The organism is Streptomyces sp. R-07 (genome assembly GCF_049913175.1).
Classification (GTDB): domain Bacteria; phylum Actinomycetota; class Actinomycetes; order Streptomycetales; family Streptomycetaceae; genus Streptomyces.
Genome location: NZ_CP183978.1, coordinates 1931489 through 1946942 on the forward strand (window position 1 = coordinate 1931489; position 15454 = coordinate 1946942).

Here is a 15454-nt window from a genome sequence, read left to right on the forward strand (position 1 = left end):
GTCCCCACTTGTGACCCGAACGGGGGACGCCACCGCTGCCCGTCCGGGCCGGCGCCCCGGCGCGGGGGCCGGCGCCCGGCCGCGTGGGCCGGCGCCCTGGGACGGTGCCCCGCCGCGGGGGCCGGCGCCCGGCCCCCTGCCCGTGTGGGCCGCCGCCCGCGCCCCCGCCCACCGCCCGTGTGGGCGGTCGTCCCGCTGGGGCGGGACGGGTGGGCACACGGGACGGCGCCCTTGGCGGCGCCTCCGCCCCCCGTGCCTGGCCCGCACCACCCGTGCACGTCACCCGGGGTGCGGGTTCAGGCGCGGAAGCCTAGGCCCGGCAAGGGGCGCCGTCCGTTGTGCCCACCCGTTCCGCCCTTGCGGAACGCATGCCCACAACGGGGGCTGCTCGCGGTGGGGCGTCAGGTCACCTGCAGGTTGGCCATCATGCCCATGTCCTCGTGTTCCGCGTTGTGGCAGTGGAAGAGGTACCGGCCCCGGTACCCGTCGAAGCGGGTGATGATCTCCGCCGACTCCCCCGGCCGCAGCGAGACGGTGTCCTTCAGGCCCCCGTCGTGCGGCAGGGGCTGCTCGCCGCCTCGGGAGAGGATCCGGAAGCCGGCCAGGTGCAGATGGACGGGGTGGTGGACGTCGGCCACCAGGCGCCAGACCTCCACGTCGCCCAGGCGGACCGTCACGTCGGAGCGGGCCGGGTCGAAGGGGAGGCCTCCGATCAGCCAGCCGTGGCCGTCGTCCTCGCCCATGCGTCCCGCGCGGAAGGAGAAGTCCCGTACCCGGACGGCGTCCGAGCGGCGCCAGTTCGGGAGGTCGGTGGAGAGGGTACGGGGGATCCGGCTGGTGTCGGTGGCCCTGCGGGCGACCCGGAAGGCCATCACCTCCCGCGTACGGCCGGAGCCCAGGCGGTTGACGAGCCGGACGAGGCCGCCGACCGGGGCGTGCGCGAAGTCGACGACGACGTCGTAGCGTTCGGCCGGGGCGACGGGCAGGTAGGTGTGGGTGACGGGTGCCGCGAGCAGGCCCTGGTCGGAGCCGACCTGGACGACGGGGAGGTTCCGGCCGTCGCCGTCGACCCATTCCAGCTCGTAGTGCCGGGCGTTGGAGGCGTTCAGGAGCCGCAGCCGGTAGCGGGCCGCGTCGACCTCGTGTACGGGCCAGGGGGCGCCGTTGACGAGGATGACGTCGCCGAGGACGCCGGCGAGGTAGGGCTCGCGGACGCCCGGGCGGCCGCGCAGGGTGGGGTCGAGGGAGGGGTAGTCGAGGCTGCCGTCGGCGGCGAAGGCACGGTCCGTGATCATCAGCGGCAGTTCGCGCGGTCCCGAGGGCAGCCCGAGGGCCTCCTCGGCGTCGTCGCGGACGAGGTGCATCCCGGCGAGGCCCCGCCAGATCGCCGGGGCGGTGAAGTCCATCCGGTGGTCGTGGTACCAGAGCAGCGTCGCCCGCTGGTCGAGGGGGAAGGTGTAGTCACGGGTGAGTTCGGTCGTCACCGCCCGGGGGTCGTGCATGCCCTGGCCGGATCCGTGCCCCGCGTGGCCGCCGGGTTCCGTGTGGCCGCCGTGGGCCGCCGTCGTCGGCCAGCCCGCCGGTGTGACCAGATCCGTCGGGTAGCCGTCCGACTCCGCCGGGGTGCGGCCGCCGTGCAGGTGCACGACGGTCGGCACGGGCAGCTCGTTGCGGTGGGTGACGGTGACCGGGCGGCCGCGGCGGGACTCGATCGTCGGGCCCGGGAAGGTCCCCCCGTACGTCCACAGCCGGGTCCGTACGCCCGGCAGGATCTCCGCCGTCGTCTCGCGCTGCACGATCTCGTACCGGTCCGTGCCGGCCGCCGTGCTCACCGGCCTGAGGACGGCGGGGAGCGGCAGCGGCACCCGGAACGGCGGCGGCAGCGGTACGGCGCTGCGCAGTTCGGCGCCGGTGACCGCCGGGCGGCGCGACAGCCCGGCCGCCGCTCCGAGCCCGCCGGCCGCCATCACCCCGAGCGCCCCGCCGACGGCGAGGACCCGGCGCCTCGTCAGGTCAGGCATCGACGGCCTCCCGGCGCTGCAGCGGCCGGAGCCAGACCGCGGCGAACAGCATGACGACGGCGGCGACGGTGAACACGCCCAGCGGTATGTGCAGCCACAGCGCCCCGGCCGTCCCGGCGAAGTACTGCGCGGTCTCGGCGACCGCGAGCGCGAGCGTGACGTAGAAGGGCCAGGACCTGCGCAGGCGCGCCCAGACCACGATCGCGACGACCAGCTGGACGAGGCAGAGCGAGGTGACGACGTCGGCGCCCACCGCGTGCATGCCCAGGCCGTCGAAGTCGCCGCTCAGATAGACGCCGGCGAAGACCGGCTGACCGAAGACCGCCACCACGTGCGCCGTGACGACAGCTCGCCACACACCCCTCAACATGGGGCGTCACCCCCCTTGTTGTCGGTGCGGGAACACTCACGACGCTATGGCCCGGCCGATACCCTGTCCAAGATCAATATCGCTATGGGGCCATGCCCCTGGGGGCATGATGGATCTCCACACGCTCAGGCAGTTCGTCGTCGTGGCCCGCCTGGAGCACCTCAGCCGCGCCGCCGAGGAACTCCGCGTGGCCCAGCCTTCGTTGAGCCGCACCATCGCCCGCCTCGAAGCCGACCTCGGCACGCCGCTCTTCGACCGGGCCGGCCGGCTCCGTCTGAACGACGCCGGGAGGGTCTTCCTCCGGCACGTCGAGCGGTCCCTCGGCGAGCTCGACGCGGGACGCCGGGCCGTCGCCGCGATCGCGGGCGGGGAGTTCGGCACCGTACGGCTGGCCTCGGAGACCTTCCTCACCCTGACCGGGCCGCTCGGGGTGTTCAAGCGGGCGCATCCCTCCGTCGAGGTCGAGCTGCACCAGATGGCCGCCGAGGAGATGGCCCGCGGCCTCCGCACCCAGGTGGTGGACCTGTGCGTGGCCTCGCAGCCGGTCCCGACCGAGGGCCTGGAGGCGGTCCGGCTGCTCGACGAGGCGGTGTGGGTGGTCACCCCGCTCGACCACCCGCTGGCCGGCCGCGGCTCGGTGGGCGTCGAGGAGCTCGCCCACGAGCCCTTCGTCAGCACCCGCGAGGGGCACTGGCAGCGCCGGCTGCTCGACCGGCTGTTCGCCCGGGCCGGCCTCGGGCCGCCGAGGATCGTCTGCCAGGGAGACGAGCCGAGCGCGACCGCGATCCTGGTCGCCGCAGGACTCGGCATCGGTCTCATCCCCGACATGGCCCGGCGCAGTGCCACACGGGCCCCGGTCGCCTGGATCGCCGTCGAAGGACCGGACTGCCGGCGCACCCTCACCCTGCTCGGGGGCGCCGACAGCCGGCTGTCCGGTGCCGCGCGTCTGATGCGTTCCGCGCTCACCGACTGGGACTGGACGTCCGGCCCGGTCTGAGACGGGGCCGGACGGGCGGCTCTAGCCCCGGACGCGCAGCGCCCTGCGCAGGTCGTCGAGTTGGTCGACGAGCTTGCGGTGGAGGGCCGGGATCATGGTGTCGGCGGTGAGGTGGGACTCACCGAGGGCCAGGGAGTCCGGGTCGACCGCGTACGCGGGGAAGGCCCAGCGGCCGGCGGCCTCGGCCATCGCGGGGCCGCGGCGGTCGCCGAGCGCGACGGCCGCCTCGTAGAAGCGCGGCACGTACTCCCGTACGAGCTCGGCCTGTTCGGGCTGCCAGAAGCCCTGGGCGGTCGCGGTGAAGAGGTAGTTGGAGAGGTCGTCGGAGTCGAAGAGGGCCGACCAGGCGGCGGCCTTCGCCGCCGGGTTCGGGAGGGCCGCCCGGCAGCGGGCCGCGCCCTCCTGGCCGGTGGCGCTCGGGTCCCGGTCCAGTTCGGCGGCGATCACGGTCTCGTCGGTGGCGCCGAGGACGGCGAGCCGGGCGAGGATCCGCCAGCGCAGCTCGGGGTCGAGCTCCGGGCCGCCGTGGACGGTGCCCTCGTCGAGCCAGGAGGCGATCTTGTCGGGCGTGGTGGCGCTGTCGATGCAGGCGCGGACGGCGGTGAGGCGCAGTCCGGGCGCCTCGCCGTCCTCGGTGCGGCGCAGCAGGGCGCGGGCGATCTCGCCGATGGTGGCGAGCGCGGCCGGGCGCTCCTCCTCGGTCACGTACCGGTCGGCGATCTGGGCGCGGGCGAAGCCGAGGACGCCCTGGAGGAGGGCGAGTTCGGTCTCCTCGGGCAGGTGCGCGAGGGCGGTCTCCAGGTATTCGGCGGGGGCGAGGTCGCCGTCCCGGACCATGTCGCGCAGGGCGTTCCAGATGACGGCACGGGTCAGCGGGTCGGGGATGCGGGAGAGGCCGCGCAGGGCGGACTCCTTCGAGACCTCGTCGAAGCGGAGCTTGGTGTAGGTGAGGTCGCCGTCGTTGAGGACGACGAGGGCGGGGCGGGGGCCGGTCAGCTCGGCGGGCGCCTCCTGCGGGACGTCGAGCTCGCGGCGCTCGCGCAGGGTGAGTTCGCCGTCGGGCTGCCGGTCGTAGATCCCGGCCTCGATCCGGTGCGGGCGGCTGCCGTCGCGGTCGATGTGGAGCTGCCACCGGGTGCCCTCGCCCTCGAGTCGGGGGGTGAGGGTGTCGACGCCGGTGGTGCGGAGCCACTGCTCGGCCCAGCCGTGGACGTCGCGGTCGGTGGCGGCCGCCAGGTTGTCGATGAAGTCGGCGAGGGTGGCGTTGCCGAACTTGTGGCGCTTGAAGTGGATGTTGATGCCGGCGAGGAAGTCCTTCTCGCCGAGCCAGGTGACGAGCTGGCGCAGTGCGGAGGCGCCCTTGGCGTAGGAGATGCCGTCGAAGTTGAGGAGCGCGGAGGCGGTGTCGGGGACGGCTTCCGGGTCGGGGGCGACGGGGTGGGTGGAGGGGCGCTGGTCCGCCTCGTATCCCCAGGCCTTGCGGGTGACGCCGAAGTCGATCCAGGTGTCGGGGAAGAGGTCGGAGCAGGCCTCGTTGACGGTCTGGAAGCCCATGTACTCGGCGAAGGACTCGTTCAGCCAGATGTCGTCCCACCAGCGCAGGGTGACGAGGTCGCCGAACCACATGTGGGCCATCTCGTGGGCGATGACCATGGCGCGGGTCTGGCGCTCGGTGACGGTGACGGCGGAGCGGAAGACGAACTCGTCGCGGAAGGTGACGAGTCCGGGGTTCTCCATGGCGCCGGCGTTGAACTCGGGGACGAAGGCCTGGTCGTACGAGTCGAAGGGGTACGGCTCGTCGAACTTCTCGTGGTAGCGGTCGTAGCAGGCCTTGGTGACGGCGAGGATCTCGTCGGCGTCGGCGTCGAGGTGGGCGGCGAGCGAGCGGCGGCAGTGGATGCCGAAGGGCAGGCCGGCGTGCTCGGTGCGGACGGTGTGCCAGGGGCCGGCGGCGACGCAGACGAAGTAGGTGGAGAGCAGCGGGGTGGGGGCGGCCTGCCAGCGGCCGTCGGGCTGCTGCTCGGTGATGCCGTTGGAGAGGACGGTCCAGCCCTCGGGGGCCTTGACGCTCAGTTCGAAGACGGCCTTCAGGTCGGGCTGGTCGAAGGCGGCGAAGACGCGCTGGACGTCCTCCATGAACAGCTGGGTGTAGACGTACGACTCGCCGTCGGTGGGGTCGGTGAAGCGGTGCATGCCCTCGCCGGTGCGGGAGTACCGCATGGTGGTGCTGACGCGCAGGGTGTGTTCGCCCTCGGTGAGGCTGAGCGGGAGCCGGTTGCCGTCCAGGGTGGCGATGTCGAGGGGCTCGCCGTCGAGCTGGGCGGAGTGGAGGGTCTCGGGCTTGAGCTCGACGAAGGTGTCCCCTGCGGCGCGGGCCGTGAAGCGGATGAGGCTCCGTGAGTGGAAGGTCTCGTCGCCGGTGGTGAGGTCGAGGTCCACGCGGTAGTGGTGGACGTCGAGGAGCTGGGCACGGGTCTGCGCTTCGTCGCGCGTCAGTACGGACATGGGCCCTATGCTGCCCGATCGCTCCGTTCCGGGGCAGGGGGTGTACGTGGCTCAGGCCAGGCCGGAGCCGTTCAGGTGGGTGAAGGCGGCGGCGATGCGGGGGCGGTCGTAGCCGGTCGGTCCCGCGGCGCCGCTGGAGATCAGGGTGTGGAGCAGGATCCGGGCCTTGGCGGGGTCGAGCGGGCCGGCCGGGATCAGTCCGTGGCTCAGCAGGTCGTGCTCGGAGCCGGGGCCGCGGTAGGTGTGCGAGAGGGTCGCGCCGCCGCCGGTGCGGGAGGCCAGGACGACCGGGATGCGCCGGGCGATCTCGGCGAGGGGTTCGACGAGCGGGGCGGGGGCGTGTCCGGCGCCGAAGGCGGCGACGACGAGGCCCTGGAAGCGGTGGTCGACGGCTTCGAGGAGCTCGCCGCGGTCGCCGAGGGAGAGGGTCACCAGGGCGACGCGTACGGCGGGGTCGAGCTTCAGCGGGCAGAGCGCGGTGGGGGCGGCGGGGCGGAGCAGGATCCGGGGTTCGCCCTCGACGACGGTGCCGATCGGCCCCGCGCCGGGTGAGGCGAAGGTGGCGACGGAGGTCGTGTGGGTCTTGCGGGCCAGGCGGGCGGAGTGGATCTCGTCGGCGAGGACGACGAGGACGCCGAGGTTCCGGCAGGCGGGGTCGGCGGCGACGGCGAGGGCTGCGGCGAGGTTGGCGGGGCCGTCGGCGCCGGGCAGGTCGGGGCGGCGCATGGCGCCGGTGACGGCGATCGGCTGCTCGGTGGTGCAGAGCAGGTCGAGGAGGAAGGCGGTCTCCTCCAGGGTGTCGGTGCCCTGGACGACGACGACGCCGGAGCCGTCGGCGACGGCCTTGCGCACCTCTTCGGCGAGGGCCGCCAGGTCCCCGAAGGAGAGGGTGGAGCTGGGGACGCGGCGGAAGTCCCGGAGGACGACGTCCTCGGTGGCGCCGAGCCCGGCGAGGACCTCCTGGCCGGTCATGCGGGCGGCGTCACCGCCGCGGGCGGAGATGGTCCCTCCGAGGGTGAAGACCGTGACGCGGCCCATCAGCGTGCTCCGTCCGCAATCGTCTCGTGGTGCCGGATGACCTCGGCGATGATGAAGTTGAGGAGCTTCTCCGCGAAGGCCGGGTCCAGTTTCGCGCTGCCGGCGAGTTCCCGCAGCCGGGCGATCTGGCGGGCCTCGCGGTCGGGGTCTGCGGGCGGGAGCTGGTGCTCGGCCTTGAGGACGCCGACCTGCTGGGTGCACTTGAAGCGCTCGGCGAGCATGTGCACGACCGCCGCGTCGATGTTGTCGATGCTTTCGCGCAGCCGGGTCAGTTCGGCGATGACGGTCGGGTCGATGTCGCTGGTGTCGCTCATGATCTGCGAGCTTAGACGGATCTCGGGAGGATCGTCGGCGGGTGTTCGGGATCCGGAACGCGGTTGCTCCAGCCGCCGTGCACGGACCGCCCCTGCTGCTCGCGGAACCGGATGGGCGCGGTGCCGACCCGGCGGGTGAAGAGCCGGGAGAAGTAGGCGGGGTCGTCGTAGCCGACGCGGCGGGCGACGGCGGCGACGGGCAGCTCGGTGGCGGCGAGGAGCTCCTTGGCGCGGCCGAGGCGGACGGTGAGCAGGTAGTCCTTGGGGCTGCATCCGGCGGCGCGGCGGACGGCGCTGCGCAGTTCGGCGGGGGTCATGCCGTGCCGGGCGGCGTGGTCGGCGACGGAGAGGGGCTGGAAGGCGTCGCGGGCGAGGGCGGCGAGGACGGGGTCGCCGTCGGCGTTGGTGTCGGCGCGGGCCCGGCGCAGGGCGACGAGGAGTTCGTGGACGGCGGCGCCGGTCTCGACCTCCAGGAGGGGGTTGCCGGGGCGGGCGGCGCGGGCGATGCGGGCGATGGCGGCGCGGGCGGGGGCGGCGTCGGAGAGGGGGACGACGGGCCGGTCGGGCTCGATGTAGCCGAGTTCGGTGTAGGTGGCGGTGGCGGGCCCGGAGAAGTCGACGAAGGCCTCGTCCCAGCCGGTGCCGGGGTCGGCGGCGTAGTGGTGGGGGGTGCCGGGGGTGAGCCAGAGGAGGGCGGGGGCGGTGACGGTGGTGCGGCGCCCGTCGGCGCCCCGGTACCAGCCGCTGCCGGCGGAGACGACGACGGCGACGTGGTGGTCGAGGGTGCGCGGGCCGACGGTGGGCAGGGTGCCGTGCTGGAGCCCGACGCCGAGGCAGACGAGGCCGAGGCGGTGGTGGACGGGGCTGGGCGTGAAGTAGCGCATCCAGGTGTGGTACATGCGGCGAGGGCCCTCCCTAACGTCCAAACTGCGACGATCTTTGTCCATGGACCGGCTCGCCGCCAGAGGGCGAGGGTGAGGCCATGAGCACGTTCGCTGTGGGTGACGAGGACTTTCTGCTCGACGGGCGGCCGGTGCGGCTGCTCTCGGGGGCGCTGCACTACTTCCGGGTGCACGAGGGCCACTGGGAGCACCGGCTCGGGATGCTGCGCGCGATGGGCCTCGACTGTGTCGAGACCTACGTCCCCTGGAACCTGCACGAGCCGGAACCCGGCCGGTACGCGGACGTCGGGGCGCTCGGCAGGTTCCTGGACGCGGTGGGGCGGGCCGGGATGCGGGCGATCGTGCGCCCGGGTCCGTACATCTGCGCCGAGTGGGAGAACGGCGGGCTGCCGCACTGGCTGACCGGTCCCCTGGGGCGGCGGGTGCGGAGTCTCGACCCGGAGTTCCTGGCGCCGGTGGAGACCTGGTTCCGGCGGTTGCTGCCGCAGGTGGTGGAGCGGCAGATCGACCGGGGCGGGCCGGTGGTCCTGGTGCAGGTGGAGAACGAGTACGGGAGTTACGGGAGCGACCGGGGCTATCTGGAGTGGCTGGCGGAGCTGCTGCGGGGCTGCGGGGTGAGCGTGCCGCTGTTCACCTCGGACGGGCCCGAGGACCACATGCTGACGGGCGGTTCGGTGCCGGGGGTGCTCGCGACGGCGAACTTCGGCTCGGGGGCGCGGGAGGGTTTCGCGACGCTGCGCCGGCACCAGCCGTCGGGGCCGCTGATGTGCATGGAGTTCTGGTGCGGCTGGTTCGACCACTGGGGCACGGAGCACGCGGTGCGGGGCGCGGCGGACGCGGCGGCGGCGCTGCGGGAGATCCTGGAGTGCGGGGCCTCGGTCAATGTGTACATGGCGCACGGCGGGACGAACTTCGGCGGCTGGGCGGGCGCGAACCGGGACGGTGAGCTGCACGACGGTCCGCTGCGGGCCACGGTGACCTCGTACGACTACGACGCGCCGGTGGACGAGGCGGGGCGGCCGACGGAGAAGTACTGGGCCTTCCGCGAGGTGCTCGCGGAGTGGGCGGAGGGGCCGCTGCCGGAGGTCCCGGAGCCGCCGGCCGGGCTCGGGGCGCCGGTCTCGGGCACGCTCGACGAGTGGGCGCCGCTGGAGGCGGTCCTGGAGGTGCTGGGCGGCGAGGAGACGGTGACGCCGGTGCCGCCGACCTTCGAGGAGCTGGGCGTGGACCGGGGTCTGGTCCGCTACCGGGTGGCGGTGCCGGGGCCCCGGCAGCCGTATCCGCTGGGCGTGACGGGGCTGCGCGACCGGGCGCTGGTGTGGGTCGACGGGCTGCCGGCGGGGGTGCTGGACACCTCGGCCGGGGAGGACGGGGTCCTTCCCGAGCCGGTGGCGGGTCCCGCGCTCGTGGACCTGTGGGTGGAGTCGCTGGGCCGGGTCAACTACGGGCCGCGGCTCGCGGAGCCGAAGGGGATCACCGGCGGCGTACGGCACGAGCGGCAGTATCTGCACGGGGTACGGGCCCGGGGGCTGCGTCTGGACGCCTTCGAGGCGGTGGCGGTCGGCAAGGTGCCGTTCGGGGCGGCCTCCGACGGTCCGGGCCTCTGCCGGGGGACGCTCGACGTGACCGGGGCCGGGGACGCGTGGCTGCGGCTGCCGGGCTCGACCCGGGGCTTCGCGTGGGTGAACGGCTTCTGCCTGGGCCGCTACTGGGCGGCGGGCCCGCAGGACGCGCTGTTCGTACCGGGGCCGGTGCTGCGGGAGGGCGTGAACGAGGTGTGGGTCCTGGAGCTGGAGGGCGGTCCGGGGACGGGACCGGTGCTGGACCCGGCGTGAGGAACGACGCGCCGGTCCGGGGACGGGACCGGTGCTGGACCCGGCGTGAGGAACGACGCGCCGGTCCGGGGACGGGACCGGTGCTGGACCCGGCGTGAGGAACGACGCGTGGCATGAGGGTGCCCCGGAGCCGAGGCCGCTCCGGGGCACCCGTTCAGGGGCGAGCGGCTACAGCGTGGCCGCGGCCGACGTGATCGCGGCGGCGAAGGTCGAGACCTCCGTGTAGACGCCGGGGTAGCCGGCCCGCGCGCAGCCCTCGCCCCAGCTCACGATGCCGACCTGGACCCAGGCTCCGGCGTTGTCCTTGCGGAACATGGGGCCGCCGGAGTCGCCCTGGCAGGTGTCGACCCCGCCCTCGCTGTAGCCGGCGCAGATCTCCTCGGCCGGGACCAGGTCACTGCCGTACGAGGCCTGGCAGGAGGCGTCGGAGACGAACGGGACGTTCGCCTTGCGCAGGTAGCGCTGCTGGCTGCCGCCCTCGGTGGCCGCGCCCCAGCCGGCCACGGTGAAGGTGCCGCTGTTGTACGCGGTGGTGTCGGCGATCTTCAGGTTGGGCAGCGAGGTGATCGGGGTGGCGAGCTTGATCAGCGCCCAGTCCTTGCCCTGCCCGTTGTAGCCGGGGGCCTGGAGGACCTTGGTGGACTTGACCTTGATGGCGCTGCTCGACTGGAGGTCGACGACTCCGGCGGTGGCGGTGATGCTGGTGTTGTTGCCGGAGCCGCTCACGCAGTGGGCGGCGGTGAGGACGACCTGAGGGCTGATCAGGGAGCCGCCGCAGCCCATGGAGAGCCTGACCATCCAGGGGAACTCCCCCTGGGCGGCGCGCGTGCCGCCGACGACGGGGGCGGGGGCGGCGGAGGCGGTGGTGGGCTGGAGGCTGACGGCCGCCAGGACGACGGCGCCGGCGGCTGCCAGCTTCTGGAGGGCACGGACCATGCGGTTCTGCTTCACGTGTCTTCCTTCTCTCGTGGGGGGTCGGCCTCGACGAAAGACGGCATCGGCATACCAATGACATGCGCTCGTCAAGGCACGTCCGGATTATGGACAGCGCTCAACTGCCGCCACAAGAAAGCCTTTTCGGCCAGATCCGGTGGGTGGACCGTACAGTGGACACGAGGGGGGATCCGGCATGCCGAACCGACATGAGGCCGACCGTGTCATCCACGGCTTCCCGCACCGCGCCACGGTGCGGGCCTCGCTCACCGCGCTCTACCGCCGCCTCTCCCCCGACGGCGTGCACCGCTACCCCGCCTGCGTCGCCGCCGCCGACGTGGCCCTCGGCGACGACGAGGACCTCCACCTCGGCACCCAGCGGGTGGCCCGCGCCCTCGTCCATCACCTGCGGCTCCCCGAGGCGCGCGTCGTGGTGAGCTTCCGGCCCATGGAGTACGCGGCGGCCGTCGAGCTCACGGCGGGTCCCGAGTACTTCGTGGAGCTCAACGACCGCTTCCGGACCCGCCGCAGGGACATCGGCGCGGCCCTCGCCCACGAGATCACCCACGTCCTGCTGCACCGGCTCGGCCTCGGCTTCCCGGGCACCGCCGAGAACGAGGTCCTCACCGACGTCGTCACCACCTATCTGGGCGCCGGCTGGCTGCTGCTCGACGCCTACCGGCAGGACGGCGTCGAGAGCCAGAAGCTCGGCTATCTGACCCCGGAGGAGTTCGGCTACGTCCTCGCCAAGCGGGCCGAGGTCTTCGGCGAGGACCCCTCGCCGTGGTTCACCAGCGCGGTGGCGTACGAGGCGTGGGTACGGGGCCGGGCGGAGGCGGCCCGGGAGCGGACCGCGCCGCCGCTCGCCGGGGCGGGCTGGGCCGAGCGCCGACGGTACGCCTCGCAGCGGCGCCGGGGCCGGGCCTCCGAGGACGCTCCGTACGCCTTCGTGGGCGGCGCCCCGGCGACCGGCGTCTCCTTCCCCTGCCCGGTCTGCCTCCAGCGCCTCCGGATCCCGGCGGGACGTGCACTGCGGGCCCGGTGCGGGGTGTGCGGCTCGGTCCTGGACTGCGCCTCCTGACGAATCGATTTGCGCCACGCGCCGACGAAGGGTCAGGGTCGGTGCATGAGCACGCTGTTCGACGCCATCCGGGACGGGGACGAGGACGGGGCCGTGCGGCTCCTGCGGGACGGGGCCGACCCCGAGGGGCGGGAGGACGGGGAGACCGCGCTGTACCGGGCGGCCGTCGGCGACGAGGCCGGGATAGTGCGGCTGCTGCTCGCCGCCGGGGCCGATCCGGGCCGCGGCAGCGGCGAGGACGGCGGCGACCTGCCACTGTGCGGGGCCGCCTGCGGCGGGCACACCGAGGTGGTGCGGGCACTGCTCGCGGCGGGCGCGGCGGCCGACCAGGAGGAGGCGTACGGCTTCACGGCCCTCGCCTGGGCCCTCCGTCTCGGCCACGCCGGCACGGCCCGGGTCCTCCTGGAGCACGGCGCCGACCCGGACCGGCCGGGACCCGACGGATTCCGCCCGCTCGTCGCCGCCGCCCGGCGCGGCTCCACCGGCTGCGTCCGGGCGCTCCTCGACCACGGGGCGCAGTCCCGGGAGGCCGCGCTGCGGGAGGCCCGGCGGTGGATCGGCGCCGACATCGCGGCCGAGCTGCGGCGCGGCCTCGTCGCCGGGAACGAGGGCGGGCAGACGTACGAGGCGGCCGTCCGGCGGGTCCGGGAGGACGGCGGGATCACGGTCGTCGTCGAGCTGCTGCGGGAGGACGGGGCCCCCGGGCGCGGCGACGACCGGCAGACCGGTCACGCGGCGGTCTCCACGCTCCTGGAGGCGGCGCTCGGGCTGCGCACCGCGCACGAGGAGCTCGCGGCGCGGGCACTGCGCTGCGGCGACCCCGAGCTCGACGACTGGACGACGGCGGTGGCCGAACTGGCGGGCCGGGCCGACGAGGAGACGTTCGTGGCGGCGGCCGGGTGGTGCGCGTACCGCGATCCGCTGCGCCGGGCCCTCGGCGCACGGGTGCTCGGCGCGCTGCCCGGTTTCGGCCCGAGCGCGGTCCCGGTCCTGCGGCGGCTCGCGGCGGAGACCGTGCCCCCGGCGCGGGAACCGCTGCTCTCGGCGGTCCTCGCGCTCGGGGAGTGCGGGGACCCGGCCGCCGTGCCCGAACTGCTCGCGGCGGCCGGGCATCCCGACGCGGTGGTGCGCCGGGCCGTCGCGGCGGCCCTGGCCGGGATCGTGCCGGCCGGGCACGTCGAGGCGCTCGGTGTGCTGTTCACACTGAGCCGGGACGGCGACGCCCGGGTGCGGGACTGGGCGACGCTCGCGCTCGCCGAGCTGCCCGACGACACCCCGCTGGTACGGGAGGGGCTCGCGGAGCGGCTCGGCGACACGGACCCGGAGACCGCGGCGGAGGCGGCGCGGGGGCTCGCGATCCGTCAGGACCCGCGCGCCGTCGACGCGCTGGCGGCGATCCTCGCGGACGGGGAGGCGGACGGCGCGCCGCGCGAGACGGCGCTGGCCGCCCTGGAGCACGTCCGCGATCCCCGGGTCAGGACCCGTCTGGAGTGGACGACCCCGCGCCGGGCCTGACCGACGGAACGTCAGCAGGCGTAGTCGATCAGGTCGAACGTGGCGTAGTGGTCGGAGGTGTAGTAGTCCTCGTCGACCGCGTTCCCGGTCACGATCCGGCGGGCTCCCCGGGTGGTGACGCCCGGGGTCTTCACCGTGTACTCGTGGTAGTAGCCGAGCGAGTGGGAGGGGAGGACGCCCTCCCGGTTCTGGAAGACGACTCCGTCCTGGCTGTACGGGAAGGGGCCGCCGGCGTCGATCAGCCGCAGGGTGTCGTAGGCCTGGGTGGGCAGGGCCGAGTAGCAGATGTCCCCGACGGACGAGACCGCCGCGACCGAGGACACGGCGGCGGGCGCGGGGGCCGGGGCGGCGGTGGCCGGGGCGCCGAGGAGGAGGGAGGAGAGGAGGGCGGTGGCGACACCGCCGGCGAGGGTGAATCGAGGGGGGATTCGCATGGCTGTGATGATGACGCGCGTAGATCCCCGCACGGAACCCCAACGGCCCTCAATTCCCCGGACGTTAACCAGTTCCTCCCCAACGTGCGGATCCCGTGACGGAGGCTCACTTCCCCACGGCCGGGAGCCGCAGGCTCAGCAGGGCGGCGCCCGCGTAGGCCGCGAGGACCCACGGCATCGCGGCGCCGAGGGAGAGGTCCGCGAAGTAGGCGGTGCCGATGGCGGCCGCTCCGAGGGCTCCGCCGAACTGCTGGGCGGTGGAGAAGACGCCGGAGGCTCCGCCCGCGAGTTCGGCCGGGGCGGCCGACAGGACGATGCCGACGAGCGGGACGACGAGCAGGCCGAGGCCGGCGCCCGCGACGGCGAGGCCGGGGGCCAGGGGCCAGGCGCCGGTGTGCACGGGGGCGGCGGCGTCCATCGCGTGCCAGACCCAGCCGTACCCGCCGGCCATCAGGAGCGCGCCCGCGACCGGGACGTACCGGCCGAGCCTGGCGGCGAGCGGTTCGGCGGCGGGGGCCGTGAGGAAGCCGCCCGCCGAGAAGGCGGCCATCAGGACGCCCGCCTGTGTCGGGGTGTAGCCCTGGCCGCCCTGCAGCCAGATCGCGAGGACCAGGAAGAAGCCCTGCATGCCGAAGGCGAAGAGCAGCTGGACGGCCAGTCCGTACGAGAAGGCGGGGACGGTGAAGACGCGCCGGGGCAGCACCGAGCCGCGTACGGCGACCCCGGCCACCGCGAGGGCTCCGGCCGCGAGGAGGGCCCAGCCCCAGAGCGGCCAGCCCCAGCCGCGCCCCTGGACGAGCGGCAGGACGACGGCGACGAGACCGGCGGCGAGGACGAGGCTGCCGAGCAGCGGGGGCCGGGCGGCGGCGCGCTCCCGGGTCTCGGGGACGAGGACGACGGCGGCGGCGAGGGTGAGGGCGGCGACGGGCACGTTGACGAGGAAGACGCTGCGCCAGCCGAGCCCGAAGAGGTCCGCGTCGGTGAGGACGCCGCCGAGCAGCAGCCCGATCGCGGAGGCGAAGCCGGCCACCGCCCCGTACATCCCGAAGACCTTGCCGCGGTCCTTGCCCCGGAAGAGGCTCTGGAAGGAGCCGAGGACCTGCGGCATGAGCACGGCGGCGGCGACGCCCTGCACGGCGCGGGCCGCGATCAGCTGGCCGGGGCTCTGGGCGATGCCGCAGGCGAGGCTGGCCAGGCCGAAGCCGGCCGTGCCGGCGAGGAAGAGCGCTTTGCGGCCGTACCGGTCGCCGAGGCGTCCCGCGACGACGAGGGTCGCGGCGAAGCCCAGGAGGTAGGCGGAGACGGTCCACTGGAGGGCGGTCTCGGAGGCGCCGAGCCCGTGCCCGAGGGAGGGCAGGGCGACGTTGACGATGGTGACGTCCACGAGGTCCATCAGGGCGGCGACCATCATGACGACGGCGGCGGCCCAGCGGCGCGGGTGGACGGTGAACGGGTCGCCGGTGGCGGCGGTCGTGACGGTCGTGGACATCTAGGCCCTCCATTTATTTC

Annotated in this window: 13 protein-coding genes; 4 read left to right on the plus strand and 9 right to left on the minus strand. The window is 74.5% G+C overall.

All coding sequences use genetic code 11. The annotated features are described in order from the left end of the window. Positions 1–401 precede the first annotated feature (401 nt). Positions 402–2021, minus strand: coding sequence for a multicopper oxidase family protein (locus ACN9M0_RS08650; RefSeq protein WP_426403385.1), 1620 nt, complete (start codon positions 2019–2021; stop codon positions 402–404). Continuing rightward, on the minus strand, positions 2014–2379 hold the full coding sequence (locus ACN9M0_RS08655) for a hypothetical protein (RefSeq protein ID WP_399696431.1): 366 nt from the start codon (positions 2377–2379) through the stop codon (positions 2014–2016). Before ACN9M0_RS08655 ends, ACN9M0_RS08650 begins: the two co-directional genes overlap by 8 nt. 118 nt (positions 2380–2497) lie before the next feature. Here ACN9M0_RS08655 and ACN9M0_RS08660 point away from each other — a divergent pair, with 118 nt between their 5' ends. After that, complete coding sequence (locus ACN9M0_RS08660; RefSeq protein ID WP_366037166.1) at positions 2498–3388, plus strand: LysR family transcriptional regulator; 891 nt, start codon at positions 2498–2500, stop codon at positions 3386–3388. A 21-nt stretch (positions 3389–3409) separates the two neighbouring features. Here the strand turns inward: ACN9M0_RS08660 and pepN are convergent, their stop codons facing one another. Genes pepN through ACN9M0_RS08680 form a run of 4 tightly spaced genes read right to left on the minus strand, consistent with a single transcriptional unit; the run spans position 3410 to position 8144 of the window. Then, positions 3410–5893, minus strand: a complete 2484-nt coding sequence (pepN, locus tag ACN9M0_RS08665) for an aminopeptidase N (protein ID WP_426403386.1) — start codon at positions 5891–5893, stop codon at positions 3410–3412. 51 nt (positions 5894–5944) lie between these two features. Then, on the minus strand, positions 5945–6931 hold the full coding sequence (locus ACN9M0_RS08670) for an asparaginase (protein ID WP_426403387.1): 987 nt from the start codon (positions 6929–6931) through the stop codon (positions 5945–5947). Continuing rightward, entirely contained in the window at positions 6931–7245 is a 315-nt protein-coding gene (locus ACN9M0_RS08675) for a chorismate mutase (RefSeq protein WP_366037163.1), read from the minus strand. Before ACN9M0_RS08675 ends, ACN9M0_RS08670 begins: the two co-directional genes overlap by 1 nt. A gap of 11 nt (positions 7246–7256) precedes the next feature. Next, positions 7257–8144, minus strand: a complete 888-nt coding sequence (locus tag ACN9M0_RS08680; RefSeq protein WP_366037162.1) for a helix-turn-helix transcriptional regulator — start codon at positions 8142–8144, stop codon at positions 7257–7259. Between the two features lie 83 nt (positions 8145–8227). On the opposite strand from ACN9M0_RS08680, the gene ACN9M0_RS08685 reads away from it, so the two are divergent. Beyond that, positions 8228–9982 (plus strand): glycoside hydrolase family 35 protein, encoded by a 1755-nt coding sequence (locus tag ACN9M0_RS08685; protein WP_426403388.1) that lies wholly within the window; start codon positions 8228–8230, stop codon positions 9980–9982. 168 nt (positions 9983–10150) lie between these two features. On the opposite strand, the gene ACN9M0_RS08690 is transcribed toward ACN9M0_RS08685, so the two are convergent. Further along, positions 10151–10918 carry a S1 family peptidase gene (locus ACN9M0_RS08690; protein WP_366037278.1) on the minus strand — a complete coding sequence of 256 codons (768 nt, stop codon included), beginning with the start codon at positions 10916–10918 and terminating at the stop codon, positions 10151–10153. A gap of 193 nt (positions 10919–11111) precedes the next feature. Here ACN9M0_RS08690 and ACN9M0_RS08695 point away from each other — a divergent pair, with 193 nt between their 5' ends. Then, a complete protein-coding gene (locus tag ACN9M0_RS08695; RefSeq protein ID WP_366037160.1) occupies positions 11112–11996 on the plus strand; it encodes a hypothetical protein in 885 nt (294 codons plus the stop codon). A gap of 45 nt (positions 11997–12041) precedes the next feature. Further along, positions 12042–13511, plus strand: coding sequence for an ankyrin repeat domain-containing protein (locus ACN9M0_RS08700; RefSeq protein WP_399696434.1), 1470 nt, complete (start codon positions 12042–12044; stop codon positions 13509–13511). Positions 13512–13522: 11 nt separating this feature from the next. Here ACN9M0_RS08700 and ACN9M0_RS08705 read toward each other — a convergent pair whose 3' ends face one another. Together ACN9M0_RS08705 and ACN9M0_RS08710 are read right to left on the minus strand one after the other, a co-directional pair. After that, positions 13523–13945 (minus strand): ribonuclease domain-containing protein, encoded by a 423-nt coding sequence (locus ACN9M0_RS08705; RefSeq protein WP_366037158.1) that lies wholly within the window; start codon positions 13943–13945, stop codon positions 13523–13525. Positions 13946–14051: 106 nt separating this feature from the next. After that, on the minus strand, positions 14052–15434 hold the full coding sequence (locus ACN9M0_RS08710; protein WP_366037157.1) for an MFS transporter: 1383 nt from the start codon (positions 15432–15434) through the stop codon (positions 14052–14054). Positions 15435–15454 lie beyond the last annotated feature (20 nt).

Coding starts and splice junctions, on each gene's coding strand:
- ACN9M0_RS08660 (WP_366037166.1), top strand. CDS start 2,498: ATGATGGATCTCCACACGCTCAGGCAGTTCGTCGTCGTGGCCCGCCTG.
- ACN9M0_RS08695 (WP_366037160.1), top strand. CDS start 11,112: ATGCCGAACCGACATGAGGCCGACCGTGTCATCCACGGCTTCCCGCAC.
- ACN9M0_RS08675 (WP_366037163.1), bottom strand. CDS start 7,245: ATGAGCGACACCAGCGACATCGACCCGACCGTCATCGCCGAACTGACC.
- ACN9M0_RS08685 (WP_426403388.1), top strand. CDS start 8,228: ATGAGCACGTTCGCTGTGGGTGACGAGGACTTTCTGCTCGACGGGCGG.
- ACN9M0_RS08705 (WP_366037158.1), bottom strand. CDS start 13,945: ATGCGAATCCCCCCTCGATTCACCCTCGCCGGCGGTGTCGCCACCGCC.
- ACN9M0_RS08680 (WP_366037162.1), bottom strand. CDS start 8,144: ATGTACCACACCTGGATGCGCTACTTCACGCCCAGCCCCGTCCACCAC.
- pepN (WP_426403386.1), bottom strand. CDS start 5,893: ATGTCCGTACTGACGCGCGACGAAGCGCAGACCCGTGCCCAGCTCCTC.
- ACN9M0_RS08670 (WP_426403387.1), bottom strand. CDS start 6,931: ATGGGCCGCGTCACGGTCTTCACCCTCGGAGGGACCATCTCCGCCCGC.
- ACN9M0_RS08650 (WP_426403385.1), bottom strand. CDS start 2,021: ATGCCTGACCTGACGAGGCGCCGGGTCCTCGCCGTCGGCGGGGCGCTC.
- ACN9M0_RS08700 (WP_399696434.1), top strand. CDS start 12,042: ATGAGCACGCTGTTCGACGCCATCCGGGACGGGGACGAGGACGGGGCC.
- ACN9M0_RS08710 (WP_366037157.1), bottom strand. CDS start 15,434: ATGTCCACGACCGTCACGACCGCCGCCACCGGCGACCCGTTCACCGTC.
- ACN9M0_RS08690 (WP_366037278.1), bottom strand. CDS start 10,918: ATGGTCCGTGCCCTCCAGAAGCTGGCAGCCGCCGGCGCCGTCGTCCTG.